This is a genomic window from Desulfovibrio sp. JC010 (assembly GCF_010470675.1).
Taxonomy (GTDB): Bacteria; Desulfobacterota; Desulfovibrionia; order Desulfovibrionales; family Desulfovibrionaceae; genus Maridesulfovibrio.
Genome location: NZ_VOIQ01000015.1, coordinates 72,606 through 98,896, shown reverse-complemented (window position 1 = coordinate 98,896; position 26,291 = coordinate 72,606). Strand labels below are relative to the sequence as shown.

Here is a 26,291-nt window from a genome sequence, read left to right as displayed (position 1 = left end):
GCCCCCCCCTACCGCCGTCTTTTAGGCATGGCAGCAGTGCAGACCCAGTCCAGAACGAGGGGCGGGTTTACGTTGTAGTTGAGGGATTCCTGCGCCTTGCCGAGCACGAGATCGAGCCTGCGTAAGCCTTTCGGATCGAACAGGCCTGAAAGCGCATCGGCAGCAGGGGTATATTGAGGATTTACGAGCGCGTTCTTGAGTTCCCGCTGACAGCCCATGACCACCTGCAAGCCCATCTCCTTATCCAGCGCACCTTTAGCGGAGGTACGGGCAAACCAGCCCTGACCGGAACGCCAGAACTTCAGCATGGCATTGACCCACTGCGCAACTTCCGGGGAATTCTGCTGATCAGTAGGCCATGCAAGGGTGATTACCCAGCTGCGGGAGACAAGGGTTTCGAGCAACCGTTCACGTTGCGGTGCAGTAAGCACAAAAACATTACCGGGGCGGGGTTCTTCAAGAGTCTTGAGCAGCGCGTTGGCAGAGTTGCCGTTGAGGTGCTGCGCTTCACGGACCACCGTAACGCGAGTACCGCCGCCATTGGGAGGCTGGCCCCAGACCGGAAGCAGTTCACGGATGGAATCTACTGAGATATCCTGCTTCAGCCCGGTGCCGCTGTCATTTTCTTCACGGTCGATGAGCAGAAAATCGTTAAAAGCATCCCCCGCAATCTGCCGGCAGGACTGGCAGGTGCCGCACGGTTCCTGACCGTTTTCGCAGTTCAGCACACAAGCCCAGTAACGGGCCATGTCCATACGCTCGTCAGCACTGCCGCCTTCAATCAAAAGGCATTGCGGAGGTTTCTGCGCCAGCTTCGCAAATCTGGGAAGAACTAAATTCTGCCTCGAAGCAGTTTCTTGAATAGATGTGAACATGTAGAAAGCCTTCGGCGACCCTGCCGGGGGCCTTAAACCCTTTTCCAAAAGGGTTTAAGAATCCCAAAAAGTTTTAGTATGCTTCGCGTCTTTTAAATTCAAAAAACGCACCAGCTTAAAAACACCAAATCCCACGCAAAGTCATACGTGGGAAAAAATATTTAAATACTGCGTACTCCGTAACATCCCCTGCGGCGAAGCCCTAATAAAAGGTTCTGAAGGGGATGGGGTCTGGGGAAGGGGAAACTCTTGCAAGAGTTTCCCCTTCCCCTGCCGCCGGAGGCATCACTATCTTACAATAGTCTGAGCGCGGTCGGGACCGACAGAGACTATGCCGACTTTTACGCCGGAGAGTTCTTCAATGCGTGCGATGTAGTTACGCGCGGCTTCGGGCAGTTCGTCGTAGGAAGCTGCCTTGGTGATGTCTTCATCCCAGCCGGGCATGGATTCGTAAACGGGCTTGACGTGAGCCATGCCGTTCTGTTCCTGCGGGGGATAGTCGACTTTTTCACCGCGATACTCGTAGGCAACGCAGATTTTAATTTCTTTGAGACCGGAAAGGACATCCAGCTTGGTCAGGGCGAACTCGGTAAGGTCGCAAAGACGCGCGGTTTCGCGCAGGACAACCATATCCAGCCAGCCGCAACGACGTTTACGTCCGGTGGTTGCACCGAACTCGTGACCGTTCTTCTGCAGGGTGTCGCCGATTTCGTCAAACAGCTCGGTAGCGAAAGGACCGGCACCGACGCGGGTGGTGTACGCCTTACAGATACCGATAATGCGTTCCAGCTGTTTGGGACCGCATCCGGAACCCGCAGCAGCGTTACCGGATACAACGTTGGAAGAGGTCACGAAAGGATAGGTTCCGTGATCGATATCGAGATGTACGCCCTGCGCGCCTTCGAAAAGCACGTCCTGACCGGCTTTGTTAACATCCTGAATAACGGAAGAAACATCAGCGAGGTAAGGTGCTACCCTTTCAGCGATGGGCAGGATTTCCTGATATACCTTTTCAGCATCAAGGGGCTCAACGTTGAAAAGTTTTTCAAAAAGAACGTTTTTCTCCTGAAGACCTGCTACAATCTTGGTACGCAGCAGTTCAGGATCAGCGAGATCCGCAGCACGGATGCCGCAGCGGTTCATTTTATCTTCGTAGCAGGGGCCGATGCCGCGACCGGTGGTACCGATCTTGTTATCAGCGGACTTGAGGGATTCACGGCAGTTATCCATCTGCCTGTGGTAAGGCATAATGATCTGGGTCTTCTTGCTGATCATCAGACGCTCGGGAGAGACATCCACGCCTTTTTCGGCAAGTCCGTCAATCTCCTTGAGAAAAACCTCGGGGTCGAGTACGACACCGTTACCGATGAGGCACTTTTTACCCTGATGGAGAACCCCGGACGGGATGAGATGCAGGATACACTGCTCTCCTTCCACAACAAGAGTGTGACCTGCATTGTTTCCGCCCTGGAAACGTACAATCGCACCTGCTTGTTCGGCGAGCATATCAACGATTTTGCCCTTGCCTTCGTCCCCCCACTGGGTTCCCACGATTACGGTATTAGCCATTACTAATGTGCTCCTTCTACAGTATTTACGCATGCCTTGACTTAAGGCATGGAATTCTTGCTGTAATTTGATTACTTGATAGCGGCACTGCGTCTGACGTATAATGACAGGAACGGGGCCTGTCGCTGAATAAAAATCCGTAAGGGCCGCTCAAGAAGGTCCGCTTACCTGCTGTTAATACCCCTTTTAAAAGGTGCACGCCAGCAATAAGCACGGCAGACGGGTTTTAATGCGTAAAAAATCTTTTGGGGAAATGTCAATACATCAAAGTAAATTAAATGACCCAAAAACGGGTATTTTGATACTTTTTTCACAACATATTTTCAATATTGTTGTGTACTTGGCGTTATTCTCCTTTTTTTATTACATTTATTCGGTAAAACACCACATTCCCCTGCCCGCCACCATCAGAGTGGCTGCTGTAGACATTGAACGGGTTTTTCCAAAGCTGTCTCCTTGGGGTCCAGGATTTGAGCGGGAACTGGTGGATGAATTCGTAGATTACGCCGGGACTGAACTGGATATCAAGGCTTACCCGACCCACGCTCTGGCATTTGAAGCCCTGACCAAAGGGAAAGCTGATATCATGCTGGCCACGGGATTTAACCCGGACCTGAATTCGACCAGCACCCCGTTAATCAAAGGACCGGTCTATGAGCAAAACCCGGCAGCCATGCTGCATCATATCCGCAAATTTGAACTGCGCACCCCCTTCGAGCTCTGTGACCAGAATGTATTTATTCCTGAGCATTCAGGTCTGAAAAAAACTTTCAACAGCCTGAGCGAACAGCTGGGATGTACTCCCACAATTATCAGCGGTGAAAACTCCAGCCATCTGGAACCGCTGCTGCAATACAACAACAATAAAACCATGCGCTTCCATCTGGTGGAATCCGGTACGTTCAAACCTGTCCGGCCATTTCTGCATAAACTCAGGATTACGGACCATTTCGGGGATGACCTTGAATACAGGTGGTACATGCGCGAAGATGTACACGGTCTAGGTCAGGCCGTTGAAGATTACTGGCATCTGGTGACGACCAATGGAACGCTGGAGGACCTGCAGGAAAAATATTTCGGTTTCATCCCTGAAGAAACTGATTTTTACGATCTCTACTCCCTGCGTAAGGATATCCGTGAAAAGCTGCCCATTTACCACAACTACATCATCAAGTCTGCCGGGAAATACAACATTGATCCGCTGCTCCTGACTGCGGTCATGTATCAGGAATCACGCTTTGATCCTTTTGCACGCAGCAAAACCGGGGTTCGCGGGCTGATGCAGCTGACCAACGATACCGCGCAACTTTTAGGATTAACAAGCAGGCTGGACCCGCGGCAGGCCATTAACGGCGGTGCGCGTTATTTAAGATTTCTCTGGGATAAACTGGAAAGTCGGGATGTGGACGGCTGGGATCGCTGGCTTTTCACCCTTGCGGCCTACAATCAGGGCCTGGGGCATGTTTACGATGCCATTGATATTGCCAAGTACACCAGCAAGCATCCGGGAACATGGCGTTCACTCAAGCAGGTTTTCCCGCTGCTGACCCGGCCCAAATACCATTCAAAAACAAAACACGGCTACACACGTGGGTATGAAGCCGTGGATTACGTAGATAGCATTCGCTATTACTATTATATTATGAACGGGCTAGCTATCCTTCCGGGGCTGGAGGCGAATTACCTTGCTCCCCTTGCCGGAAGAACCACCGGAACCACTCCCGATTGATCCGCCGCCGGAGCCTTGCGGCTTTCCTCCGAAGAGCTCATCCTCTCCCTTACCGGGGATGAAGTCCGGGCGCGGGGACATGGATTCCGGTCCTGCTGTCTGGGCCCAGTGATAATTAAAAAGCTGGTTTTTAAGCCTCACAGCCTGTATCATTCCGAATACAACTGCGGCTTCCTCCCACTTGCGGGTGGGTTCGAATTCGGCCACTTCAGCTTCATACTTGTTCCATAATTCCGTAAGTGATGCCTCATCATAGGCATTAAGCTGCTTGGCCAATTTCAACAGGGCCTTTTCCATATAACCTTCTGACATATATTCTCCCGATAAACTGATGGCGACGGAACTTAGACAAAAAATTGTGCTTTTCCCGCGCACTTGATCAAAATCAACCTACAAAAAGATTGCTGGGACCGCAATTCAAAATTGCCCGCCGCAAAAGGGTGTGCTATGAGCGGCGTACCACAAGGCAACAACTCACGGAGAACAACTATGAGTGATCTTAAAAAGATGTACAAAACCCTGCAGCAGGACCCTTTTCCCGCTGACATGACCGTTACCCTCGGCGACCAGAAGCTGACCTTCAAAAAACGCACCTGGGAAATCGACGGCGAAACAAAGGGCCTTCGCTACGGTGAAAACCCCGATCAGCCCGCAGCACTTTACGAGCTGGTTTCCGGCGGCCTCGAATACGACGGCATCAAATTTCGCGGTGAAGGGCAGGGACTTGTTTCCGCACTCACCGAAGAACACATGATTCAGGCGGGTAAACATCCCGGCAAGACCAACCTGACCGATGTGGACAACGCTCTGAACATCCTGCAGTACCTTACCGCCAAGCCTGCGGCTGTTATCCTCAAGCACAACAACCCCTGCGGCGCGGCATGGTCCGAAGAAGGCGTGGGAGTAGCCCTGCGTAACGCTTTTCAGGCTGACCGTATCGCAGCTTTCGGCGGAGCCATCGTAGTAAACCGCCCCTTCACCATGGAAGCGGCTGAAGTTGTAGACAGTGCATATTTTGAAGTTGTTGCGGCTCCCTCTTTTGAAAAAGGAACTCTCGAAGTTCTCCAGAAACGCAAGAACCTGCGAATTCTCCAGATTCCCGGCATTGCCGATCTGGAAAAGATGCTCGGTCAGCCTTTCCTCGACGTTAAATCTCTCATGGACGGCGGCATGGTTGTGCAGTTCTCTTTCCGCAACCGCATTCTCGATGCTGAAGATTTCATCCCCGCAACAGCTGAAAAAGACGGCTCCACCTTCTCCTCCCGTGCTCCTTCCAAGCAGGAAACGGACGACATGCTTTTCGCATGGGCAGTTGAAGCAGGTGTTACCTCAAACTCTGTGATTTTTGCCAAAGACGGCGTAACAACCGCCATCGGCACAGGTGAGCAGGACCGCGTTGGCTGCGTTGAGCTGGCAGTAACCAAGGCACGCATCAAGTACGCTGACGGACTCTGCTTTGAAAAATTCCAGATGTCCCTTTTCGAGCTGAAGCTGAAAGCCCTCAAGGACGAACAGGCTGCCAAGGATCTCGCCGAGATCGAACAGGCCGCAGTGGAAGCCAAAGGCGGACTCAAAGGTTCCGTGCTGGTTTCCGACGGTTTCTTCCCCTTCCGCGACGGCGTGGACCTGTGCATGGCGCAGGGTATCACCGCCATCGCCCAGCCCGGCGGTTCCATCCGCGACCACGAAGTGATTCAGGCTACCAACGAAGCCTCCCCGCAGGTCGCCATGGTCTTCACCGGACAGCGTTCTTTTAAGCATTAAAATTTGCCTCCGGCGGCCAGAGGGGGAAAACTTTTGCAAAAGTTTTCCCCCTCTGGACTCCCCCTTTCACAAATCTGCAGGAAAGCAGATTTGGACGGTGACTAAAAGACAACGCCCCGCATGGGTGAGCCACAGGACGTGGCGAATCAAAACCTTTTAGTTGGCTTCGCCGCTTCGTATATTAAATTGACAAAATTTTAGCGCAGGCCTGCCATTTCAATAATTAAACATTTATGTTAAGAATGCCCGGATGTCTGGACGAAAGACATTCGGGGTTTATTTTTTTAAGACTAAGCAAGTTTGAACATTTCTCCGTCTGATTGCGAGCGGACGGATTGCGGGAAACGTTTACTGTATCGGCAAACACAGGTGTTCCCGGAAGGATTTACATGTCCCTATTCAAGGATGGACGTTACGTAGCGCCCGGAAATATTGTAGAATTCATGCACGGCAACCAGCCGCAGCTGGCTTTTGTCATGGAAGAACAGTCCGGAAAGCTGAAACTTTACACCATCAACAAACGCGAAACCAAGATGCCTGCGGCACGGGTTCTTCCGTGGATCGGACCGCAGTATTCCGCTTCCGCCTCCCGGCAGGAAATGCTCGACCATATGGTTGCCCATCAGGAAAAACGGGGCGAACTGCAGGCCGGGCTGGATACCATGGAAATATGGGAACTGGCGCAGGGAGAAGTGGAAAAAGCACCGCTGGACTGGTTTGCAGGGCTGCTTTGGGAAAATCCCGATGCCGACCAGATTTCCGCCCTTGGCCGGGCCATGATCGCAGCCAAGACCCATTTCAAATTTCAGCCGCCCGAATTCACCATCTACACTCAGGAAAAAGTCGAACTCCGCCTGCAGCAACAGGCCGAAGAAAAGGCCCATGAAGAAATCATGAGTACCGGGCAGGAGTTATTCAAAAAGATATGGACCGCCCGGGAATCCGGCGGAAAAATCAGACCGGACCAGATTCCGGACATGTCCGATGAAATAGCACACGGATTGAGATCTTTCCTCATGGACCGTATTTCCGGTCTGAATGAAGATAAATCCAACAAAATGTGGTCCGCCCTACGCAAAGGTCTGCCCGATCACCCTCACCTGCCACTCCTGCTGGCACAGGGCTGGGGCATTGTGCATCCGCATCACAACTATCTGCTGGATGAAGCTGAGTATGCCTTTGATGACAGCTGGGCAGCAAAACACAAAGCGGAAATTGAACGTATTACCGAGGCGGTGGAAACCAAAGCGGGCGATCCCTGCCCCCTGCCCATGCGCTCCATTGACGCCGCCACCACCAAAGATATTGACGATGCCTTCAACCTCAAAAAGCGTGAGGACGGCGGTTACACCCTGACCATAGCCCTTGCCCGGCCCTGCATGGACTGGAATTTCGGATCCGAACTTGATCAGGCGGTCATGAATCGCGGCACAAGCGTTTACCTGCCCGAAGGCACCAGCCATATGCTGCCGGAAGCCCTCGGTATCGGCTCACTCAGTCTTTTTGCCGGGGAGATTCGTCCGGCACTGCTCACAACTTTCGAGCTTGACGAGCATGGAATCCTGCAATCGGTCACTCCCCACAACGGCTGGGTAAAAATCACCGACAACTCCACCTATCTGGCAGTGGAGCAGATGCTTGAAGAAGGCAGTGACGACGAAATGGCTCTTGCTTACGAGCTTTCAGAAAAACTGCTGCAGGAACGCATCAAACACGGGGCAATTGTCATCCGCAGACCGGAACCGGAACTTTCACTTGAAGGCTGGCCGCAGCAGACCAAGGTGATCATGTCTTCCAAGGAAAACACAACCCGCGCGGACCAGATCATCAGCGAATTCATGATCCTCGCCAACTCCGGTCTGGGTAAGTTTGCGGAAGACCGCGGATTTCCACTGCTTTACCGCACGCAGGACATTGCCCTGCCCTCGGACCTGAGCGGAATAGTAACCGAGCCGCACGAAATTTTCATGCGGGTCCGCCAGATGGTTCCCCCGCAGATGGATACCACCCCGAAAAAACACGCCACACTGGCGGTGACCGGATACAGCCCTATAACTTCGCCTCTGCGCCGTTATGCGGATTTCCTGAACATGGCCCAACTCTGCCATTATCTTGTGGAAGAACAACCCAAGTGGGATGCGGATGAACTGAAGGCAATTGCCGACAGCCTGCAATTACGTTTGCAGTCGGTAATAAAAATTCAACGCTTCAGACCGCGTTACTGGAAGCTGCTCTATCTGGCCCAGAACAGGAAAAGCTGGCACCATGCTGTTGTTGTAGATGATAACGGCCCGCTGGCAACACTGGCTATGCCCGAAATCCAGATCAACGTACGTGTCCCCCGCCCCATGCTGGGAGATAAACTGTACCCCGGACAGGGATTCCAGATTCGCTTCAACAAAATCGACCCCCTGACCAATGAACTGCGGGTTGTGGAAGCCATGGAAGAATAATTTTCAAGGAGAGGAGATGCTTATTTCCGGCTGTTATTTTGCCGGGAATTAGCATATATGTAATTTCGGTTTTTAAAACGAAAAAAAGACTTTAAGGAGTTAGCGCATGCTCTGGATATTCTGGCTGGTTTTCGCTTATTTTCTGGGATCAATCCCCTTCGGACTTTTCATCGGCAAGATCTGCTGCAACTGCGACATTCGCACCGAGGGCAGCAAAAGCACCGGTGCCACCAATGTGGCCCGCCTCTGTGGATTCAAGTACGGCGTAGCCGCGCTGGTTCTGGATGTAGCCAAGGGCTTCATTCCGGTACTCATGGCCTGCCAGTACAGCCACAACTGGATTTTCATCTCCCTCGTGGCCGCTGCGGCAGTTCTCGGACATGTCTTCTCCATCTTTCTTGATATGAAAGGCGGCAAAGCAGTTGCCACTACCATCGGTGTATTCTTTGCGCTGGCTCCAGTAGCAACACTCTACTCCATCATCTTCCTGCTGGCCGTAATCGGACTTTCCGGATTTGTTTCCATGGGTTCCCTCACCTTTGCCGTGGCCCTGCCCTTCTTTACTCTGGTAACAGGCTCCATCGGCATGGTCCCGCTGGCCTGCGGCATGACCGTGCTTCTCTTTTGGACCCACCGGGAAAACATCAGACGCCTCGCCAAAGGCGAAGAAAATTCCTGGAAGAAAAAGAAATAAAAGAATGCAATAAAAAAGGGGAGCCGCTCGGCTCCCCTTTTTACTTAAAAAACATCTCGATACTTATCCCTGACCTCCATAATCTTCTCCAGATTATCGAAGAAAAGGTCCACCAGATCAGGGTCGAACATTGTTTCCCTGTTGGACTTTAAAAATTCCAGTGCCCGATCAACTTCCCACGCTTCTTTATAGACCCGGTCACTGCACAAGGCATCAAAAACATCGGTGATGCAGATGATGCGCCCGGCCATACTGATCTCATTACCCTTCAACCCCTGCGGATAACCGGAGCCGTCCCAGTACTCATGGTGCTCATGGGCGATTGTTGCCGCTGCTTTAAGAAGTTTACGGTTGCTGGCGCGCAGAATATTGTACCCGATTTCAGTGTGGGTACGCATTATCTCCATTTCATTATCAGTCAGCTTTCCCGGCTTAAGCAGTATGGAATCCGGGATGCCGATTTTACCCACATCATGCATTGGAGACGCATAATAAAGCTCATCGACCTTTACCGGATCAAGGCCGACAGCCATACCCAGAATACGGGCAATTTCCGAAACCCGGATGACATGAAAGGCTGTTTCCTTGGACCGGAACTCCACCACCTCGCCGAGCATGCGCACTATTTCCTTCTGGGTGTCCAGAATCTCCTGATTCAGGTAAATATTATCAAAGGCTACGCCGACGTTATCGGAAAAAATCCGCAACAGGTCTTCATCCTGCTCGTTGAATTCATTACCGCAATTCTCCACATACAGAAGATGGGAACCATGTTGATGCGTGGGCAGATAGCCAATGTAATCATTATCTGTAAAACATCCGCACCCTTTTTCACGCACGGTATTCAATTGTTCTTTTGTCTGCTGGGAAATAACCGGACAATCTTCAACGGAGGCACTGCACTGGGAATATTTTCCCGTGGAAGCAATAATTCGCATATCATCATGATCGGGACTGGTAACAGCAACCCCGTCACCTTCTATATAAACTGAATCGCGCAACCCTATAAGAGAAATGACCTGTGTAAGCACCCCTTGGGCAAGTCGGCTGACAGATTGCTGCTGAAAAAGACTGCCTGAGGCTTCAATGATATGCTTGAGCCCTTTACGGTTCTGCTCAATTACCTGCAGATCCCTGTATGAACGCAACGCGGAAAGCACCGAGGTGAAAAGTCGCTGGGCGGTAAGTTCCGCCTTGTGCTTGTAATCATTGATATCATATTCGATAATCACCTGCCGTTCCGGTGCCTGTCCCGGCTGCCCGGTACGCAGAATGATGCGGACCATATTGTTTTTCATCTCTTCACGGATAGTCCGCACGAGTTCAAGGCCGGCATGGTTGGTTTCCATGACCACATCAAGGAGGATAACCGCCACATCCGGGTGTTCTTTCAGAATAGAGACAGCCTGTTCAGCTGAATAGGCACTCAAAAACTCCAGCCCTGCACCTTCAAAGGAAAAGTCGCTCAGAACAAGCCGAGTCGTGCTGTGAACGTCCTCTTCGTCATCAACTATGAGAATTTTCCAATTTTTGCTTTTCCGTACAATTCCTTCATCAGGTGTTTCATCCGCAAAAAGGAGCTCATCACAATCAACGGAATTCGAACTCACAACCATACATTGACCTCACTTGAATATCATAAAGGGATTGCCACCGAAAAAACAGCTCCCCCCTCATCCGAACAGGAAACGTCCACACTCCAGTTATAACCGCTGGTAATTCTATTTACAATACTTAATCCCATTCCTACAGCCTCCGGTCTGGTTGTATAGAAAGGGTCGAAAATATAAGGCAAATCTGATTCTGCAACGCAGTCCCCGTTATCCGCCACCACCAGCATGCAAAAATCGCCATCCACCCTGGCACTGATCTTTACGCGAGGCTGCTGCTCATCTGCAAAAAAAACCGCATTGGACAACAGCTCAACTATGACCTTGGTCAGCAGATCCGGACGGGCGTCAATGGTCTGCTCTGTAAGAGCGATGTCAAAAAAAACATCCCTACCCAACTCTTTTGCATACTCCCGGCACAGCTCTATGGACTTCTCCGCTACATCTGAAATTTCTGAACTACAATGATCACAATGATCTATAGACGCAAAAGAGGAAACACTTTTTACGATCTCTTCCAGCCGGGCTGTTTCATGGGCAATGGTTTCAAGATATTCCGAAACTTCGGAATCCGGTCCGAGCTTTCGCGAAGCAAGACCAGCAAAACCGTTTATGGTCATGGTCCGGTTACGTATCTGGTGTGCCACAGATTTGGCCATCTGAGCCAGACTCTCCCGGTTAAGCTCAATCTTGTGCAGATCCCGGTAAGAACGCAGGGCAGTGGTCATTGAGGTGGTCAGCCTGCGAGAAGTAAGCTCGGCCTTCTGCCAGTAATCATTTATATCAAGCTCAGTGATAACCGTGTGTTCCGGGGCGAAACCGGGCTGCCCGGTCCTTAAGATAATTCTTATAAACTGGTTGTTGAGCTCGTTCCTGATCCGGCGGGCCACGTCCAGACCTGCAGTATTGGTCTCCATTACCACATCAAGCAGAACCACCGCGTAATCTGGATTTCCCTTCAATATTTCTATTGATTCCTCCCCTGAATGAGCACTGGTAAAATCAAGGGGCCTGGCCTCGAATTCAAAGTCACCGAGAACCATTCTGGTCATGGAATGCACGTCCGGTTCATCATCGACAATAAGCACCCGCCACGGCTCAGCCTGCCGCGACCGTGACTCTTCTGCTTCCTCCCCGGAAAAGAGCAATTCATCATCTGCGAACAAATTATCAGAGTGCATGCACGTCCTCATCGAAAATCCAGATTAATTATGAAGGCAAACCTACTTTACAGATTACCTCACTTGGCTGAAAATTCAAACAGTATTCTACATCCAATCGATTATTTCTTTAATTTTGTCACTTACATTACACATTATTTTAAACAGATAGCTATTTCCTCTTGAACATAAGGGCCATATAAACTAAGGTTTCGGTATTACATTCATACAGGGATGAATTGACATGACAGAAATGCTTGTAGCATCAATCGCACTGATCATTTTTGCCTTCATTATATACTCAACGCATTCAGCGCAGAGTTCAAAATTTGCGCAGAAGCAGAAAGCCTTTGAGCTGAAAAAAGGACACATGGAAAATTCCATGGATAAAGTGCGTTCGGAAATCAGTTTAATAGAAAAAGAAGTGACAGAAACAGAAGTAAGATTAAAAGATCTGGATAATAGCACGGAAGACGTTTAACCGCCGGGATAGCTTTACCCAAAAGACACAGCCATGATTTTTTCCATCACCTTTGTCACAATAGGCCTATTAGCCACAGTCTTTATCTGCAAAGCCATCAACGGTAGTTTTGAAATCAAATCAATGGATTTGGCGGACAAGGAAAAAAAGCTGAACGAAGAATTGCAGGACCTGCGCAAAAACCGTAAAGAGCTTTCGCAAAGGCTGGAAAATCTGAAGACTCTTTTAAAAGCAGGAATACAATCCGAAGCGGAATCCAAACCCGCAGAAGACCCTACCGACCTGAAGGGGTGGCTGCTTCAGAAACAGATTTTAACGGAAGCCCAATACCTGTCAGCAGAGATATATGGAATAGAAAAAAACATTGATATAATCGGAGCCCTGCTGACCTTGAATATGATTTCAATAGAAGTGTATGAAGAAGTCAAAAAGCTAAAACTTATTTAAGTTAATAGACGCAAAAAACCGCACTGAAAGTTCAGTGCGGTTTTTTTATTACCAGTACACTAAAAACCTAAAACTCGTTCTTGTGCGTCTCGCCCCGATGGACATGGTAGCTGAGATCATAGGTCTTTTTCAAGTGCATGACCAAAGATTCAACAGTGTCATCATCCAGTTTCTGCACCCAGACAAACACACGGCGAGAGCCCTGCTTCACTCCTTCATAGGAAGTGAATACAGTGGAAAGCCTTACCCCTCTGGCCCAAAGATCATTGAGCAGTTCTTCAAGGGCCGAAGCTGTGTCTTCCAGAACAAAAGCAAACTGGGAACTTCCCTTGCTGACCCCGGTTACAGTGGTCAGAAAACGGTAAACATCCACTTCAGTAACAATACCCACAAGACCGAATTCATCCACTACGGGCAGACCGCCGATTTTCTTTTCCAGAAGAATTTCAGCCGCAACTTCCATGCAGGTATCCGGTGAAACAATGTATGGATCATGGGTCATGATATCCTTGATCTTAAGCCCCATCAATCCCTCACCATTTCCAGAGGCATTATCGCCGGGCAGGAACTTGGAAGGCATGGCATCACGGATGTCCCTGTCGGAAACAATCCCGGCCACCAGCCCGGAAGCCTCTGTTACCGGAATCTGTCTGATCCCGGCGTCACGCATCATTTCCATGGCATCAAATATGGGTGCTCCCGGTTGAATTGTCAGCACCTCTTCTGTCATCCAATCCCCTACTAACATTTCTTAACTCCTGAATCTCATCATCATTAATCTTTCAAAGAAGTTCATATTGATCAGCAAAAAAGTCAAAGGGAAACTGCCTTCTCCAAGAAACGGGCAGTTATAATTTCTCCCCGTAGGCAAAGAAAACCCTGTAGCTGGCTTTTATTCCTGATCCTCCCCTATATAACTTTTCATACTCTTCAACAAACCGGCGGTATTTATCCTTGCCCCAGGAAATATCTTCACTGGAAGCAACGGCTCCGGTCTGCTTATGCTTTTTCAGGAAGTGTTTTACGGAAGGGAAGAACTGCTCATGCTCCTCTCTTGCGTAATCCACCTTTATTCCCGGTATGTTTCCAAACAATTCTTCATAAAACGAACAGGGCCGCAACTGCTTGACCGAACCGAACCCGGTCCTTGAACTTACATCGGCCAATTCAGAAAGGGTTCCTTGCGTAAAAATGGCGATGGCAAACCTGCCCCCGGATTTCAAAACATTAAAACTCTGCGGAATGGATTTTTCCGGTTCGCCATACCACTGCATTGCCGATGAACTGACCAGAAGATCAAAACATTCATCCGCAAAAGGCAGTTCCTCCCCGTCAGCAGCCACGAGCAAAGCCCCGGCCCCCTGCTGTTCCATGAGCATGGGGCGGACCAGATCAAGTGAGATATAATCACCGCAGGTAATGCGCCCACAAAGTTCGTCATGCAGAAAGCCGACACCGGAACCGATATCCAGAACTCGGTTATAGTTCCCCTGCGGACAAAACCCGGCACAATTTCCGGCAACGATACGCTGCACAGAAGCGGCCTCGCTGTAGCTTGCGGCGGCCTTGCCGAAACACTGACGAATTCTCTTTTTCACTTAGTCGCTATCCCTTGATAATATTCATTAATTCAACTTCTGAAATTTTATGCCCACCGGCAATTTCCATGATCTGCACGTCCCCGGCAGCTGCCGCAACTTTATCAAAAGCCTTGCGGCGCACAATACGGTCCCCGTCAGCGTGCACGAGGGTTAAATTCGAAGAAAATATTTTGCCGTCGATCTCTATCTTTGAAGAAACAAGGTATTCAAGCCCGGCGACAAGTTGCGCTGCATCATCAGGAGCATATGGAGGAATATCCGATTCACCGCAATTTTCATGGAATGAACGGACCACAGCGGCAGGATCATTTTCCATCCCGGCAATCATGCCCTTGACCAACCGCTTGGGAAAAGAATCCGTAAACGATAAAAACGGGGCAATCAAGACAACCCTGCCATAGCGCGCAAATAAGTGGCGACACTCTTTCAGCAGCATGTGCGCCCCGGTAGACCAACCGATTAAAACATCTCCGCCTTCAGCAATCAGATCCGGAAGTTCCGCAGAATCAAATCCGGTAAACGGAACCAGAAAACGGGCGGACTCGGCCAGTTGCGGATATTGCTGCTCCGAAGTTGCCCAGCCGCCGACAAAAACAACTTTCATTATTCCTGCCCCGCCTTCAGTCCGGCAAAACCGTTCCTGATTTTCTGCAGGTCCTCTTCGGTCAGATCTGCCCGCAGGGAAAGCCGTAAGCGTGCGGTTCCCTCCGGTACTGTCGGTGGCCTGATGGCGGCAGCGTAAATCCCCTCTTCAATAAGCCTGTCACGAGCGGCAAGAGCGGTTTCATTGTCCCCCAGAATCACCGGGATGATCTGACTTTCCGACTGCCCGCAATCAAAGCCGCAGAATTCGAGATAATTTTTTAACCCGCGACTCATCTCCAGAAGTTTGGCACCACGGGAAGAATCATCGGCTACAATACGCAAAGCAGCAAGATTAGCCCCGATGACCGCAGGCGGCAAGGCTGTGGTAAAAATAAAAGAACGTCCTTTATTTCGCAGGTAGGAAATCAGCTCCTTACGCCCGGACACAGCACCGCCGAGGGAACCGAATCCTTTTGAAAAAGCTCCCATATGCAGATCAACTCGGTCGACAATTCCCCGTTCATGGGCAATGCCCTTCCCGCCCCCGAAAACGCCCTCGGCATGAGCCTCGTCCAGAACCAGCATGGTGTCGTAAAAATCGCAGATATCGGCGATCTCTTCAAGGTTGGCAAGATCGCCGTCCATGCTGAAAATAGTATCGGTAATCAGGATTCTGGACTGCGCATCCTTTGCGGATTCCATCCTCTTCTTCAGATGCTTGATGTCATTGTGGCGGTAACGCACATGCCGCGCCCCGGACATCCTGATGCCGTCCAATATACTGGCATGATTAAGTTTATCGGAAAAAACAATTGTTCGCCGTCCGGCAAAACTGTCCATAATGGCAAGATTGGCAGCATAACCGGAAGTAAAAAGCATGGAATCTTCCTGCTCTTTGAATGAAGCCAGTTCACGTTCAAGCTCATCATAAATCCGGAAATTACCGGTCACCAGCCGTGAAGCAGCCGCGCCGCAACCGTACTCACGCACGGCTTCGGCAGAGGCCTGGATAAGACGCTCATCCATGGCCAGACCGAGATAATCGTTGGAGGCGAGATTGAGCAGGTCCCTGCCTTTGAAGACAATTTCCTTTGCTGCGCCATGATCCATATCAGGCACTTCCCGGAGCAGGGAAGAATTCTCCAGATCGGCAAGTTCGCCCTCAATACGGCGGTAAAAACTTTTTGGAGTCATAAAAAATAAAATCCGGCGGTCATAAATAAACAGGAAAATCTAAATGGTGAACGGGAAAAATAAGACTCATGGGCGAGAATAGCAACCATGTTTTTTAAGATAAGGAAAATTTGATGGATATGCGGGTGGCTTTTCTGTTATTCAGCCTGACAGACAGATAACATCAGCAATCGAAAGAACTGCAAACCGGAGCACATATGAGACATAGCCACCTTTTGAGAAACCTCCTTTTACTTGGACTGATTTTTATCATCTGTGCCTGCAATCTCAAGCAGAGCAATGAACTTCCAGCCGGACCGGACTACTCTCAGGGTAAATTCTGGTCCATCAAAGACGAAAACCCCACCCACGCCATTGACGTATTCTTTGTTCACCCCACCACCTACGGTCCGCCTGCTAACGGCCATTTTATCGCCGATCTAGATGATCAGGAACTGAACCACGTAACCGACCGGGATACGATTCAGTGGATAACTGCCGCTTTCGCAGATTCCTGCAATGTGTTCGCGCCGCGCTACCGGCAGATGAATATTGAAGTGCTGAAAGGTGAAGACTTAAAGGTTGAAGAATATCTGAAGATTCCGGTCTCGGACATTGAAGCTGCCTTCAAATATTACCTCAACAACCTTAATAATGGACGCCCTTTCATACTTGCCGCCCACAGTCAGGGATCGTATGTCATGCAGACCCTGCTACGCAAAAATCCCGGACTGCTGGATAAGAATAAACTGGTAGCAGCCTACCTGCCCGGCTGGACATTCACCGACAAGGATATCTCGGACCTCGGCCTCAAGCTGAGTGAAAAAGCAGACCAGACCGGATGTATCATAACATGGAATACCATCGGTCCCGGAGGAGTATCACCCACAGTCAAGGAAGGCGCGCGCTGCGTCAATCCTCTTTCATGGAATACTGAAACCAGCGAATTCCCGGCATCCATGAATATCAAGGCCAAAATATTCCTCTCCCCCGGCAAAAAACTGCTCATCAAAAACTTCACCGCCGCCCGCATTAATGGTGATGGGGCTTTGGAAATACCGACTCCAACACAAGGAGTGCTGGAACAACTGAACATGTCCCTTGGCAAAGAAGTTTACCACCGTTACGATTATGATTTCTTCTTCTACAACGTACAGGAAAATGTGAAACAACGCTGCAATGCCTACCTGAAAGAACACAGATAACTAGAAAGGGGTTGATGAAAATCTCATCAACCCCTTGTTTATTTATATTCTACTGCAAAATATTATTAACCACACCGCGCCCCAGCACAGACTCGAAAACATGTCTGTAATCTGCCGGAACAGCATTCCCGTCCCGGCAGACCCGTTTAAATGAATCGCGCGTTTCAGCACTCATCTGGCTGATATCAAAATCCTCATGGCTCCGTTTTGCCGGAATTTCGCGGTGAATGGAAACCCCGGCCTGCTCTTCTACTTTATGTATCATTTCACCCATTACGGTTTCTCCTTGATGTAAATTTTACCGGACTTAAACGTCACCCCGTCACCGCTCACCGCCATAGCCAGCCGCTTCAGGTTCGGATTATCCTCAAGCGTAATTTCCGCCCCGGTAATTTTGAGTCCATCACCGTCAATCACTGCGCTGTAGCTGGCAGGAGCCAGTATGCAGCGGTCGGGAATTTTCACAACTTCGCGTCCTGCGGGAGCCCGATTCAGCGGGGTTTCGAGGGTGACGGTGGTGGTGTAGGTGCCGCCCGATTCAGATTCAATCACTGAGACAACCTTATGTTTAACACCGTCAATTTCAATATCGTTATGTTCGCCATCAAGGATAAACACTTTACCCTTGATGGAATCCGAAGAGGTGAAAACAAGATCGGATGCAGTTGAGGGGTACACGACATCTGTAACTCCAAATAACTTCAACAGAGGAACTGTGACATATGTTCCCCCACCATTATTGAGAGCAAGGAGTTGGTATTCCTTGTAGTTCGCCATTTCTGACAACATGTAAGTTTTTTCCTGCGCCCCCGATGTTGCCCAGACCACACCGCTCTGACTATCCAAATCCACCCATCCAGCACCGTCATTACTGCCCTGCAGCTTAAATTCTGTCACCATTCGATCAGCATTGGAAGGAGCTATGTTCTCTGTAGAAATACTATAGCCTGATATAGCCTGTTTCGATTCATGGCTGAATCTTACCCAGCCGGACGTCCCTTTGGCCAACCAGTTAGGACTGCCCATACTAGGGTTCCCGTTGGATGCTTCCCAAGCCCAGCGATCAGTAACCTCTTTACTGGCCGATGCAGTCCAGCCGTCCTGAACGTATCCGGTCATTACAGGAAGTATGTTGGCCCCAGCTGTGAAGGAAGTAATTGCAAAATCCAACCCGATCTCCGGCCCCAGATATTCCCCGGCTGCACCTGCTCCTATCCTGAGACCGAACCCGGCGGGGATTTCGGCAACACCGAGGGCTGTAACCTCCGGCTTGGCGGCAACAATTTGCTTTGCGTTCTCCGCTCCTACGGAGTGGGCAGGAGCATGTGCACCGTCAGCTTCCACGGTTGCGCCGGGATAACCTGCGACGGTATCAGCAAAAGCCATGGTCGGCCCGTCCTGAATGGGAACATGTTTTACCAGCAGCTGATAAATTGCTGTGTCGGAATAAAGCTCTCCCCTGCGTCTTCTGCCCACTTCAATACTTTTGGAAATATCAACGCCCGTTGTTTCGAGTGTCCAGCTGAGATTATTGCCCGAGATGGAAGCCGTGCCGAAACCAAGAGTAGTGACTTCATATGAAGTCACCCCGTCTTCCGTATGATCCGAAATGGTAATGGAAACCGTCGTACCTTCTGCAGCCTCAGCAGGACCGGAAAGAACCGGAACCGGACTGCGCAAGGCTGTGATATCACCCACAGCAATTTTTATTGCCGAATCCCTTGCCTCTTCCGCTGCCGAACGGGCTGCCTGCGCGGCATCACGGGCCGCTTCCGCTCCAGTTTGAGCGGCCTGCGCATCACCAAGCATTCCGCGGGCGTTGTCCTCTGCCTTAATTGCTCCGCTGCGGGCTGCGACAGCTTCATCTTTTGCTGTAGTGATGGTCCGGACCATTTCCTGCGGAGAAAGGCGGTCTTCTCCCGGAGTTGAAATATCGTATTTTAAGGCCCTATCCACCTGCTCCTGCAACTGCTGATCCCGCATTACACCTCGGTCGAACGCTTCATTTAAAAGCTGGACCGAAAAAGCATCATTTTCCACCAGCTCCAATTCCTGAGTGTAGGGAATTTCCCGATAAAGGGTGATGCTGTCCCCGGACGGCAACGGATCACCGGACACGGGATATTGAATTTTTCCTGAATCAGCCCCGACACCGGAAACAATTTTAAAATCTGTGCCCTGAATCAATTTTGTTTCTGCACCTTCACTGCTTCGTACAACCGCGCAAAGGTCTTCCGCTTTAAAAATGCGGAAATTAAAATCAAAGAGGGTCTGCACACCATCCCCGGCAAAAGTGATGGTGCTGCCACTTGAAACCACAGTCATAAACTACTCCTGTTAAAGTTAATAACCCATTAAATTACCTGCCTTATATTTAAAGTGTAAAAACAAAGGCGGACCTGAGCCATATGACTCAGGTCCGCCCTGCATATTATTTCTTCGCTGTAATTATCCGCCCATTTTCGAGCTGAGCATTGATCCGGCCAGCTCGGTTCCCTGTGAAAGAAGCGAGGAATTGATTGCCGAATTACCCGCGTTGGTCGCTTCCTGCGTCTTGTTGTAATTCATTACGGTCTGACTGTGCGCGGACCAGACCGACATATCACCGCGTTCAATATGCCTGTTGGAATTCACCTCAGCCTGATATTTCACGATTTCCGCATCATAAGCAGCCTGCTTGATGGTATCCTCCCGCACATCCACAATAGAACCGGAATCCAGCCGCACTCCTTTATATCCGGAAACTGAATGATTACGGCGGTACAACTCCCGGCGCAAAGCGGCCAGTTTGATCTCCGCATCCTGCTTGATTAGACGGGCTTCCTTGTAGCTGACCTGACGGTTATATATGCCCTGCTGCATGAGGTGGTAGTTGTTCAGTTCTGCCATCTGGGAATTATATTCCACCTCACTGCGTTCCTGACTCCCGCCGAGTACGGACTGCCCGAACTGGGTCATCATGCCCAGATAGTTCATTCCGCCTCCGCTGCTGAGAAGACTTGTTCCTGTACCACCGGAACTTCCTGAAGCTGTTCCGGCAGAACTCCCGGTCCCGCCGCTACTCAACAAACTGGACCCCACACCGGAGTTGCCCATCATGCCCGACATTAAACTCCCGGAACTTCCGGTCAAGCTGGAAATACTGCCGACAAGATTTCCCACATTACCCAATGAAGCCCCCTGACCGGATCCCCCCTGAGAAACAGCTCCCATGGCCATATTGCCCAAAGCACTCGTGACCATTTGTGAACCATAATTATAAGCAAGCCCCATCACCATACTAACCAACCTCCATCATATTTGTATCTGCCCGGCGCAGAGCACGGTAATATTCATCCCTGCCCAGCCGGACTTTTTCCTGTTCAAATTCAAAACCGCACCACTTATGCCAGAGCACACTTTTGCTGTTCTCTGCGCAAACCCATGTATCCAACACCGGAAAGTTGCGCTGCAGCATATCCAGCAATCTTCGTGAAGAACGGGCAAAGAGGAGCGGTGCTTCATCCACTTCCGCAGTACCGACCACCCACGGGGTGCCGACTCCGGGCGCAACGGGAATGACCCCGAAAACACACTGCATCCGATCATTGCTGTATAGACCGTAAACAAGCTGTGAATACTCCACATCACCCATGATTATCTCGCGTATGGCCTTTCCGGGATGCAACCCTTCAAGATCATGACGGTCTGATTCACGGATATTAGCGGCTACCAGATCAACATCTTCAAGAGTGGGGATTCCAAGCTTGAGAAGTGAACTTCTGTTTAAACGGCTCATGAATACACCGAGACTTCCGGTATTAATGCCAACACAGAAAGAGGCAGCGGCTGATCCTGCCGAATATAAACCTGTCCGTCGCGATCATAGCCCCGGTTGAATTTCACCTCATAATCACCGCTATACAGAGCCGGAGGACCGCCTGCTTTATCCGCCGAAGTTCGAAACGGGGCACGTTCCAGATGATCACCGTCATAACCGACCTGCAAGCCGAGGGACTGGAACAAACGCACAGTCACGTGGGAAATGCGTTTCTTGCGCCCTTGCGCTGTGCCGCCGGACATGGCCCCGCCCTCAATACGTAGAGTTTTCATGTTTGATACGTAAGGAAGCCCGGCATGGACTATTTTTGCCGGGGCAGCCAGCGTAATACTGCCGTTCTTGACCTGCACATCCGGGCGCACTGCACCGTCTGCCAGCACCGAAACAGTCTTGCCTTCCAGATGTTCAAGCCCGGTAAAAACAGTGTCGCTCTCGCCCTGATCATAGCTGAGCCCTGAATCCACAAAAAAGGCATATTCAGAGCTCTCACCGGTAAACTGGTTTTCCATGCGCTCCACATATTTACGGGGTGTGCCGTCAACCTCCCGCTCCACCACAGACCAGACCTCCTCCTGAGTAGGGCCGGGAATGGTGCACACGGAACGGAATTTCCCATCCGTAGAATGACGGTGGAATCCGACAACGTCATGTTCTCGCTGATAAGTGAGACCGAGCATGGCCCCGTCGTCACGGACCATCCAGACAACGGAATCAGGGGACTGCTGGTAGGCCCATTCAGTGATGGAATTAGCGCGGGTCAGGTGCTCGGCCAGAATGGTCAGGTCCGGGGCCACGTAACCGTCCGCCTCAAAAGAATACGCAAGCTCACGGATGGTCCGACCTTCACGCTGCAGAAAAATCATCACCCCGCCCACAACTACCGGCGGGATAGCCGCCGAACCATGGGTGGTTTCACGGCGGACCATAACCGCGTTAGGTGTAACCGCATCGGCACTGCTGCCCCCGGAAAGCCACCATTCACCACCGGAAGTGCCCATGATCAGTTTCTTGGCACTGATCATCCAGCGGATGGCGTTCACCTGATCGGCGGAGAGGGTGTAGGTACAGGCATCGTCGTCCACCACCGGATCAGAAATCCCGAAATCCTCATAAGACCCGGCCTTGCTCATCCAGACAGTCTGGGGATTTGTCGGGCTGGCCGCAAAGCAAAGCCGTTCTTCAAAAAAGGTCACACAGGAGGGAAAACCTTTTTCGCTGGTCCATTCCTCAGGCGGTGAACTGAAAGGCACCAGTTCCATCTTCCAGTCCACGTGGGATGTGCGGGAAAGTTTATAGGGCTGAACTTCAGGATGAACCAGATACATCACATCCGCAGACTGGGTGTGGCGGATTCCCGGCAGGTCCGACTCTGTATATGGACTTTCAATTTCTACCGGATCACCTTCTTCGGTGACCACAATTCCGCCATTCTTGAAGATACGAATATTGCGGTCGGTAAATTCCAGCACATAAGCCTGTTCTGTAGAGAATTCAAAAGGGATCAACCGCGCTGCCGGATTGGCTTCGCGAACCTGCACGGCTTCGACAGCTCCGGTAAAATCCGCATCGGCAATAATCGAAAGCAGGCCGTTTTCATCCGCCCTTGACCGAAAAGCATAGCTGCCGTCTGCGGATACGAATTCACTCAAGCTCCCGCTCCCGGCACTGACGCAGACCGCCCCGGACTGATAGCCGCTAACCTTGAAGCTGATCTCATAAATACGGTCCGCAACAAGTTTCAAATCGCGACTCAAAACTGATTGTGCCGTCTGGCTTCCGGCGCAAGCGGCCTTTGCAGCAGCAACGGACCAGCCGCTGCCCACAGTCCAGTCAATTGCTGAATCAAGACTTGCGGCAGGCAGTCGATTACATCCCAGAACCTCCCGGATAAAACGAAATCCGGGCCGCCTCGAAGCCCCGCCGTGGGGATGGGTGAACATATTTTCCAGCTCGGCCAATCCGTTGGCATATTTGGCAAGATCCACCCTGCCGCCCAGCCGGGGGGAAAGCTCCCCGGCACTGAAGTTGGTCATAATCATGGATACGGACATAGCTACGCCCTCCAGACCGGGGAATCCAGACCATGAATCCCTCTTGCTTCCAGCCACGGATCATTGAGGATACTATCCTCGCGCCCTTCTGCGGAATCAGCCAGCCGAGCCGACTGCATGGCATTCAGGTACAGGGTCCACATTTCACGGGCCTTGGTGGTGGACCCGGTGATATCATCAGCCATCTCCGCAGCCAGCCGGGCGGCAAAAGCCATCACAAATGAAGGATCAAAAAGGACCGGGTTGGTCACTTTCATGGTGTAGACAGCTGAAGCACCTTCGCGGTCAGTCAGAACCTTATCTCCTTCGACAACAAATTCATCATCCGCACTGTTCAACTGGCGCAAATGCAGGCAATCAGCGGGAAGCTGGTACTGACACCTGTAACCGAATGCCGGATCATCAGCCAGACGGGCCAGCCGTGTCCGCGCAGCCGCAAAGTTCCATGGATGCTCACGCAGCACCGCATCACGGACCTGATCGTAAAAAAGGTTGCAGGTTACAGCTTCCTGCGAACTGTCACTTAGTGATTCAATGAGTCTCGCACCCAGCTTTCTCAGGGCGAGGTTGCAGATTTTAACTTCTGAAACAGCCATTATTTCTCCTGATATGTTTCGGAGATACGATTAATTTCGCCCTCCATTCCATAATCAGGATAAATATAAAGACGGACCTGAATCAGGTGATTCAGGTCCGCCTTTATGGAAAATACAGCTATTAATTATTCCTTATAAAGAGGCAACTTGACGACAAAACGAGTGCCTTTTCCGGGGTCAGAAACAACTTCCATGATTCCTTTATGGCGATCAGTAATAATAAAATATGAAATGGAAAGGCCCAGTCCGGTTCCTTTGCCTACATTCTTGGTGGTGAAAAAGGGTTCCATAATCCGGTTACGGACACCTTCATCCATACCGGGGCCATTGTCCTCAATCTCCATGACCGCCATATCAGCGAGTTCGTAGCAGCGAAGAACAAAACCGGGGTTATCATCCGGAGAATAGGATTTATCGCCCATGGCTTCAGCACCGTTCTTCAACAAATTTAAAAACACCTGCTGAATCTCGTTTGCATCGCAAGCCACCAGCAATCTTTCAGATCCGAAGTCTTTAACTATGCTGATCTTTCTGAAATCATAATTTCGTCTAAAATCGTAATCATTCATTACCAGATTCAGGGCCCCCTCCATAAGCGAACACAGATTCCGCGGCTCAAAATCCGAATCACTCTTCCGGCTGAAGCTGAGCATGCCGCGAACGATAGTTGCGGCGCGCATGCCCGCCTCATACATCCCGTTCAGTATTTTCGCGCAGCCCCGGCGTTCAATATATTCCATTACAGCCGAATAGGGTACTCCGCACTCTTCTGCGATTTTAACATTCCGCGCAGTATCACGGTTCAGCCGCCTTTGCAGGTTCTGCACAGAACTCACAATTGCAGCGAGAGGATTGTTGATTTCATGGGCCATACCGGCTGCAAGGCCGCCAACCGACATCATTTTTTCGGACTGGATCATACGCTGTTCATTGCGCTTGCGCTGAGTAATATCCACCACAGACCCTTCAAAAATAACCGTTCCATCCTGAGCCTTGGTTTTGCGGGCGTTCATGGTAATCCAGACTACTTCGCCGTCCTTGCGTTTCATCTTCACCTCAAAACCTGTAAGAGTCCCTTCATTTTGCATTGCAGTAAGCAGAACATTCCGGTCAGATTCGTTCAAATAAAGCTTCTTGCTCACACTATCCAAAACCTGAAGAACTTCTTCTGGAGAATCATACCCGAACATGTGCGCAAAGGCATCGTTGACGGCCAGCACCCGACCATCGACGCTGGTCTGATAAATTCCCTCCTGAGCATTATCAAATATGGAGCGGTACTTCAGCTCAGAGTGCTCAAGATCACTGCGCACCTTACGCAAAGTCACAACATTTCTGACCAGAACAACCACCAATATGCCCATTGCCGCAAAAACAAAAATTGTGCTCCAGACCAGATAAATATATTCTTCGTAAAAAGAAAAAGGTTCATTTAATACAACACTTTCTTCAGGAATACTGGAAGCGGGAATGCCGTACTTATCAAGGGCCTGCCAATCAAAAATAAACGCATTGGCTCCGACCTTTACTACCGGGATATCGTCAGCTTTTTCACCGGCAAGTACCTTGCGGGCCACCTCACTCATCATCACACCCTGATGATAACCGCTGACAACTTTACCGCCGATCACACCGTCGCGAAGATTAAAACGCAAAAGACAATAAACCGGAACCGGACTGTTCTGGGTCAACATGCTACCCAGCTTCTCATAAGTCACATATGTTCCGTCCCGGTCTGAATAGTACACCCCAAGCAGAACCACGCTGCCCGGTTTCATGGATTGTATTTTGTCCCGCAATTGGGAAATGGTTAAATTTTCGTTATATTTTATGCGGACATTTTCAGCAAAAGGAGCCAGATTCCTGCGCAGGGTCGCCTCCCATGCACGGCCTGTTTTCAGGTAGTCATTGATGACATATATTTCTTTTGTATCTGGTAATTGCTGTAAAATTTCAGCCACGGTATCCCGCGAAGACATTACTTCAGCCACACCTGTAAAATTACGGACATCCCTGATCTGCCTGTTGGAAAAATTATTTACCCCGCAAAAAACCACCGGGGCACCGGGAAACAAGTCATCCCGGTTCTCCAATAAAAAATCAAAAGCATTATTATCAGAAGACAGAACCAAAGACAGGTCGATTTTCTCAAATTTTGCTTTGAGAAGCCCCTTGATCCGTGCGTAGTGCTCCGGTGAATGATACCGTTTGGTATCCATATACTCGATATGAAGGACAAGATCTTTATACGGCGGAACCAGCAGAGTATCGCGGATTCCTTTTTCAATATTGGTGATCCACGACATGCCTGAATGATAGGAATGAAGCACCAGCACATGCCGGACCTCAGCCGCCCGGACAGGCAAAGTAAAAAGCAGAGCCAACAAAAAAAATAAACAGATTCGCAAAACTTTTGCTGATGCATTTTTACATATGACTTTAACCATAATATACAGCTAGCACAGTTTGCGGTCTAAA

The 26,291-nt window shown here is 50.3% G+C and carries 23 protein-coding genes; 7 read left to right on the top strand and 16 right to left on the bottom strand.

Annotated features, from left to right (window positions below; translation table 11 throughout):
- Positions 1-8: 8 nt before the first annotated feature.
- Both FMR86_RS16400 and FMR86_RS16395 read right to left on the bottom strand, forming a co-directional pair.
- Positions 9-875, bottom strand: a complete 867-nt coding sequence (locus FMR86_RS16400) for a DNA polymerase III subunit delta' (RefSeq protein WP_163352488.1) — start codon at positions 873-875, stop codon at positions 9-11.
- 288 nt (positions 876-1,163) lie between these two features.
- Complete coding sequence (locus FMR86_RS16395; protein WP_163352487.1) at positions 1,164-2,444, bottom strand: adenylosuccinate synthase; 1,281 nt, start codon at positions 2,442-2,444, stop codon at positions 1,164-1,166.
- Positions 2,445-2,928: 484 nt separating this feature from the next.
- On the opposite strand from FMR86_RS16395, the gene FMR86_RS16390 reads away from it, so the two are divergent.
- Positions 2,929-4,173, top strand: a complete 1,245-nt coding sequence (locus FMR86_RS16390; RefSeq protein ID WP_373682494.1) for a transglycosylase SLT domain-containing protein — start codon at positions 2,929-2,931, stop codon at positions 4,171-4,173.
- Here the strand turns inward: FMR86_RS16390 and FMR86_RS16385 are convergent.
- Entirely contained in the window at positions 4,096-4,485 is a 390-nt protein-coding gene (locus FMR86_RS16385; RefSeq protein ID WP_163352485.1) for a hypothetical protein, read from the bottom strand. The genes FMR86_RS16390 and FMR86_RS16385 overlap by 78 nt on opposite strands.
- 177 nt (positions 4,486-4,662) lie before the next feature.
- Between FMR86_RS16385 and FMR86_RS16380 the strand changes: the two genes are divergently transcribed.
- The 3 genes from FMR86_RS16380 (at position 4,663) to plsY (ending at position 9,084) form a co-directional block, all read left to right on the top strand.
- Positions 4,663-5,937 (top strand): IMP cyclohydrolase, encoded by a 1,275-nt coding sequence (locus tag FMR86_RS16380; RefSeq protein ID WP_163352484.1) that lies wholly within the window; start codon positions 4,663-4,665, stop codon positions 5,935-5,937.
- Between the two features lie 389 nt (positions 5,938-6,326).
- Positions 6,327-8,390, top strand: a complete 2,064-nt coding sequence (locus FMR86_RS16375; protein ID WP_163352483.1) for a ribonuclease catalytic domain-containing protein — start codon at positions 6,327-6,329, stop codon at positions 8,388-8,390.
- Between the two features lie 106 nt (positions 8,391-8,496).
- Complete coding sequence (gene plsY / locus FMR86_RS16370) at positions 8,497-9,084, top strand: glycerol-3-phosphate 1-O-acyltransferase PlsY (RefSeq protein WP_163352482.1); 588 nt, start codon at positions 8,497-8,499, stop codon at positions 9,082-9,084.
- A 44-nt stretch (positions 9,085-9,128) separates the two neighbouring features.
- Here the strand turns inward: plsY and FMR86_RS16365 are convergent, their stop codons facing one another.
- Entirely contained in the window at positions 9,129-10,700 is a 1,572-nt protein-coding gene (locus FMR86_RS16365; protein ID WP_163352481.1) for a response regulator, read from the bottom strand.
- A gap of 20 nt (positions 10,701-10,720) precedes the next feature.
- Positions 10,721-11,875, bottom strand: coding sequence for a hybrid sensor histidine kinase/response regulator (locus tag FMR86_RS16360; RefSeq protein WP_163352480.1), 1,155 nt, complete (start codon positions 11,873-11,875; stop codon positions 10,721-10,723).
- Positions 11,876-12,098: 223 nt separating this feature from the next.
- On the opposite strand from FMR86_RS16360, the gene FMR86_RS16355 reads away from it, so the two are divergent.
- Both FMR86_RS16355 and FMR86_RS16350 read left to right on the top strand, forming a co-directional pair.
- Entirely contained in the window at positions 12,099-12,335 is a 237-nt protein-coding gene (locus FMR86_RS16355) for a hypothetical protein (RefSeq protein WP_163352479.1), read from the top strand.
- Between the two features lie 33 nt (positions 12,336-12,368).
- Positions 12,369-12,782 carry a hypothetical protein gene (locus tag FMR86_RS16350; RefSeq protein ID WP_163352478.1) on the top strand — a complete coding sequence of 138 codons (414 nt, stop codon included), beginning with the start codon at positions 12,369-12,371 and terminating at the stop codon, positions 12,780-12,782.
- 67 nt (positions 12,783-12,849) lie between these two features.
- Here FMR86_RS16350 and FMR86_RS16345 read toward each other — a convergent pair whose 3' ends face one another.
- The 4 genes from FMR86_RS16345 to bioF form a co-directional block, all read right to left on the bottom strand.
- Positions 12,850-13,530, bottom strand: a complete 681-nt coding sequence (locus FMR86_RS16345) for a CBS and ACT domain-containing protein (RefSeq protein ID WP_163352477.1) — start codon at positions 13,528-13,530, stop codon at positions 12,850-12,852.
- 100 nt (positions 13,531-13,630) lie between these two features.
- Positions 13,631-14,380, bottom strand: a complete 750-nt coding sequence (locus FMR86_RS16340; protein ID WP_163352476.1) for a methyltransferase domain-containing protein — start codon at positions 14,378-14,380, stop codon at positions 13,631-13,633.
- Positions 14,381-14,387: 7 nt separating this feature from the next.
- Entirely contained in the window at positions 14,388-14,987 is a 600-nt protein-coding gene (locus FMR86_RS16335; RefSeq protein WP_163352475.1) for an alpha/beta hydrolase, read from the bottom strand.
- A complete protein-coding gene (bioF, locus tag FMR86_RS16330; RefSeq protein ID WP_163352474.1) occupies positions 14,987-16,162 on the bottom strand; it encodes an 8-amino-7-oxononanoate synthase in 1,176 nt (391 codons plus the stop codon). The genes FMR86_RS16335 and bioF overlap by 1 nt, the downstream gene beginning before the upstream one ends.
- A 197-nt stretch (positions 16,163-16,359) precedes the next feature.
- Between bioF and FMR86_RS16325 the strand changes: the two genes are divergently transcribed.
- Complete coding sequence (locus FMR86_RS16325; RefSeq protein WP_163352473.1) at positions 16,360-17,346, top strand: DUF3089 domain-containing protein; 987 nt, start codon at positions 16,360-16,362, stop codon at positions 17,344-17,346.
- Positions 17,347-17,395: 49 nt separating this feature from the next.
- On the opposite strand, the gene FMR86_RS16320 is transcribed toward FMR86_RS16325, so the two are convergent.
- The 7 genes from FMR86_RS16320 to FMR86_RS16290 all read right to left on the bottom strand — a co-directional run bounded on the left by FMR86_RS16320 (position 17,396) and on the right by FMR86_RS16290 (position 26,149).
- A complete protein-coding gene (locus FMR86_RS16320) occupies positions 17,396-17,620 on the bottom strand; it encodes a hypothetical protein (RefSeq protein WP_163352472.1) in 225 nt (74 codons plus the stop codon).
- Positions 17,620-19,671, bottom strand: coding sequence for a hypothetical protein (locus tag FMR86_RS16315; protein ID WP_163352471.1), 2,052 nt, complete (start codon positions 19,669-19,671; stop codon positions 17,620-17,622). Before FMR86_RS16315 ends, FMR86_RS16320 begins: the two co-directional genes overlap by 1 nt.
- 123 nt (positions 19,672-19,794) lie before the next feature.
- Entirely contained in the window at positions 19,795-20,625 is an 831-nt protein-coding gene (locus FMR86_RS16310; protein WP_163352470.1) for a hypothetical protein, read from the bottom strand.
- A gap of 1 nt (position 20,626) precedes the next feature.
- A complete protein-coding gene (locus FMR86_RS16305) occupies positions 20,627-21,124 on the bottom strand; it encodes a hypothetical protein (protein WP_163352469.1) in 498 nt (165 codons plus the stop codon).
- Complete coding sequence (locus tag FMR86_RS16300; RefSeq protein ID WP_163352468.1) at positions 21,121-23,217, bottom strand: hypothetical protein; 2,097 nt, start codon at positions 23,215-23,217, stop codon at positions 21,121-21,123. The genes FMR86_RS16305 and FMR86_RS16300 overlap by 4 nt, the downstream gene beginning before the upstream one ends.
- Positions 23,218-23,219: 2 nt before the next feature.
- Positions 23,220-23,813 (bottom strand): hypothetical protein, encoded by a 594-nt coding sequence (locus FMR86_RS16295; protein WP_163352467.1) that lies wholly within the window; start codon positions 23,811-23,813, stop codon positions 23,220-23,222.
- 125 nt (positions 23,814-23,938) lie between these two features.
- On the bottom strand, positions 23,939-26,149 hold the full coding sequence (locus FMR86_RS16290) for an ABC transporter substrate binding protein (protein ID WP_373682493.1): 2,211 nt from the start codon (positions 26,147-26,149) through the stop codon (positions 23,939-23,941).
- Positions 26,150-26,291: the final 142 nt, after the last annotated feature.

Bases quoted from the DNA above. Each gene is read 5' to 3' on its own strand.
- FMR86_RS16400 (WP_163352488.1), bottom strand. From the start codon at position 875: ATGTTCACATCTATTCAAGAAACTGCTTCGAGGCAGAATTTAGTTCTT.
- FMR86_RS16395 (WP_163352487.1), bottom strand. From the start codon at position 2,444: ATGGCTAATACCGTAATCGTGGGAACCCAGTGGGGGGACGAAGGCAAG.
- FMR86_RS16385 (WP_163352485.1), bottom strand. From the start codon at position 4,485: ATGTCAGAAGGTTATATGGAAAAGGCCCTGTTGAAATTGGCCAAGCAG.
- FMR86_RS16380 (WP_163352484.1), top strand. From the start codon at position 4,663: ATGAGTGATCTTAAAAAGATGTACAAAACCCTGCAGCAGGACCCTTTT.
- FMR86_RS16375 (WP_163352483.1), top strand. From the start codon at position 6,327: ATGTCCCTATTCAAGGATGGACGTTACGTAGCGCCCGGAAATATTGTA.
- plsY (WP_163352482.1), top strand. From the start codon at position 8,497: ATGCTCTGGATATTCTGGCTGGTTTTCGCTTATTTTCTGGGATCAATC.
- FMR86_RS16365 (WP_163352481.1), bottom strand. From the start codon at position 10,700: ATGGTTGTGAGTTCGAATTCCGTTGATTGTGATGAGCTCCTTTTTGCG.
- FMR86_RS16360 (WP_163352480.1), bottom strand. From the start codon at position 11,875: ATGCACTCTGATAATTTGTTCGCAGATGATGAATTGCTCTTTTCCGGG.
- FMR86_RS16355 (WP_163352479.1), top strand. From the start codon at position 12,099: ATGACAGAAATGCTTGTAGCATCAATCGCACTGATCATTTTTGCCTTC.
- FMR86_RS16350 (WP_163352478.1), top strand. From the start codon at position 12,369: ATGATTTTTTCCATCACCTTTGTCACAATAGGCCTATTAGCCACAGTC.
- FMR86_RS16345 (WP_163352477.1), bottom strand. From the start codon at position 13,530: ATGTTAGTAGGGGATTGGATGACAGAAGAGGTGCTGACAATTCAACCG.
- FMR86_RS16335 (WP_163352475.1), bottom strand. From the start codon at position 14,987: ATGAAAGTTGTTTTTGTCGGCGGCTGGGCAACTTCGGAGCAGCAATAT.
- bioF (WP_163352474.1), bottom strand. From the start codon at position 16,162: ATGACTCCAAAAAGTTTTTACCGCCGTATTGAGGGCGAACTTGCCGAT.
- FMR86_RS16325 (WP_163352473.1), top strand. From the start codon at position 16,360: ATGAGACATAGCCACCTTTTGAGAAACCTCCTTTTACTTGGACTGATT.
- FMR86_RS16320 (WP_163352472.1), bottom strand. From the start codon at position 17,620: ATGGGTGAAATGATACATAAAGTAGAAGAGCAGGCCGGGGTTTCCATT.
- FMR86_RS16315 (WP_163352471.1), bottom strand. From the start codon at position 19,671: ATGACTGTGGTTTCAAGTGGCAGCACCATCACTTTTGCCGGGGATGGT.
- FMR86_RS16310 (WP_163352470.1), bottom strand. From the start codon at position 20,625: ATGGTGATGGGGCTTGCTTATAATTATGGTTCACAAATGGTCACGAGT.
- FMR86_RS16305 (WP_163352469.1), bottom strand. From the start codon at position 21,124: ATGAGCCGTTTAAACAGAAGTTCACTTCTCAAGCTTGGAATCCCCACT.
- FMR86_RS16300 (WP_163352468.1), bottom strand. From the start codon at position 23,217: ATGTCCGTATCCATGATTATGACCAACTTCAGTGCCGGGGAGCTTTCC.
- FMR86_RS16295 (WP_163352467.1), bottom strand. From the start codon at position 23,813: ATGGCTGTTTCAGAAGTTAAAATCTGCAACCTCGCCCTGAGAAAGCTG.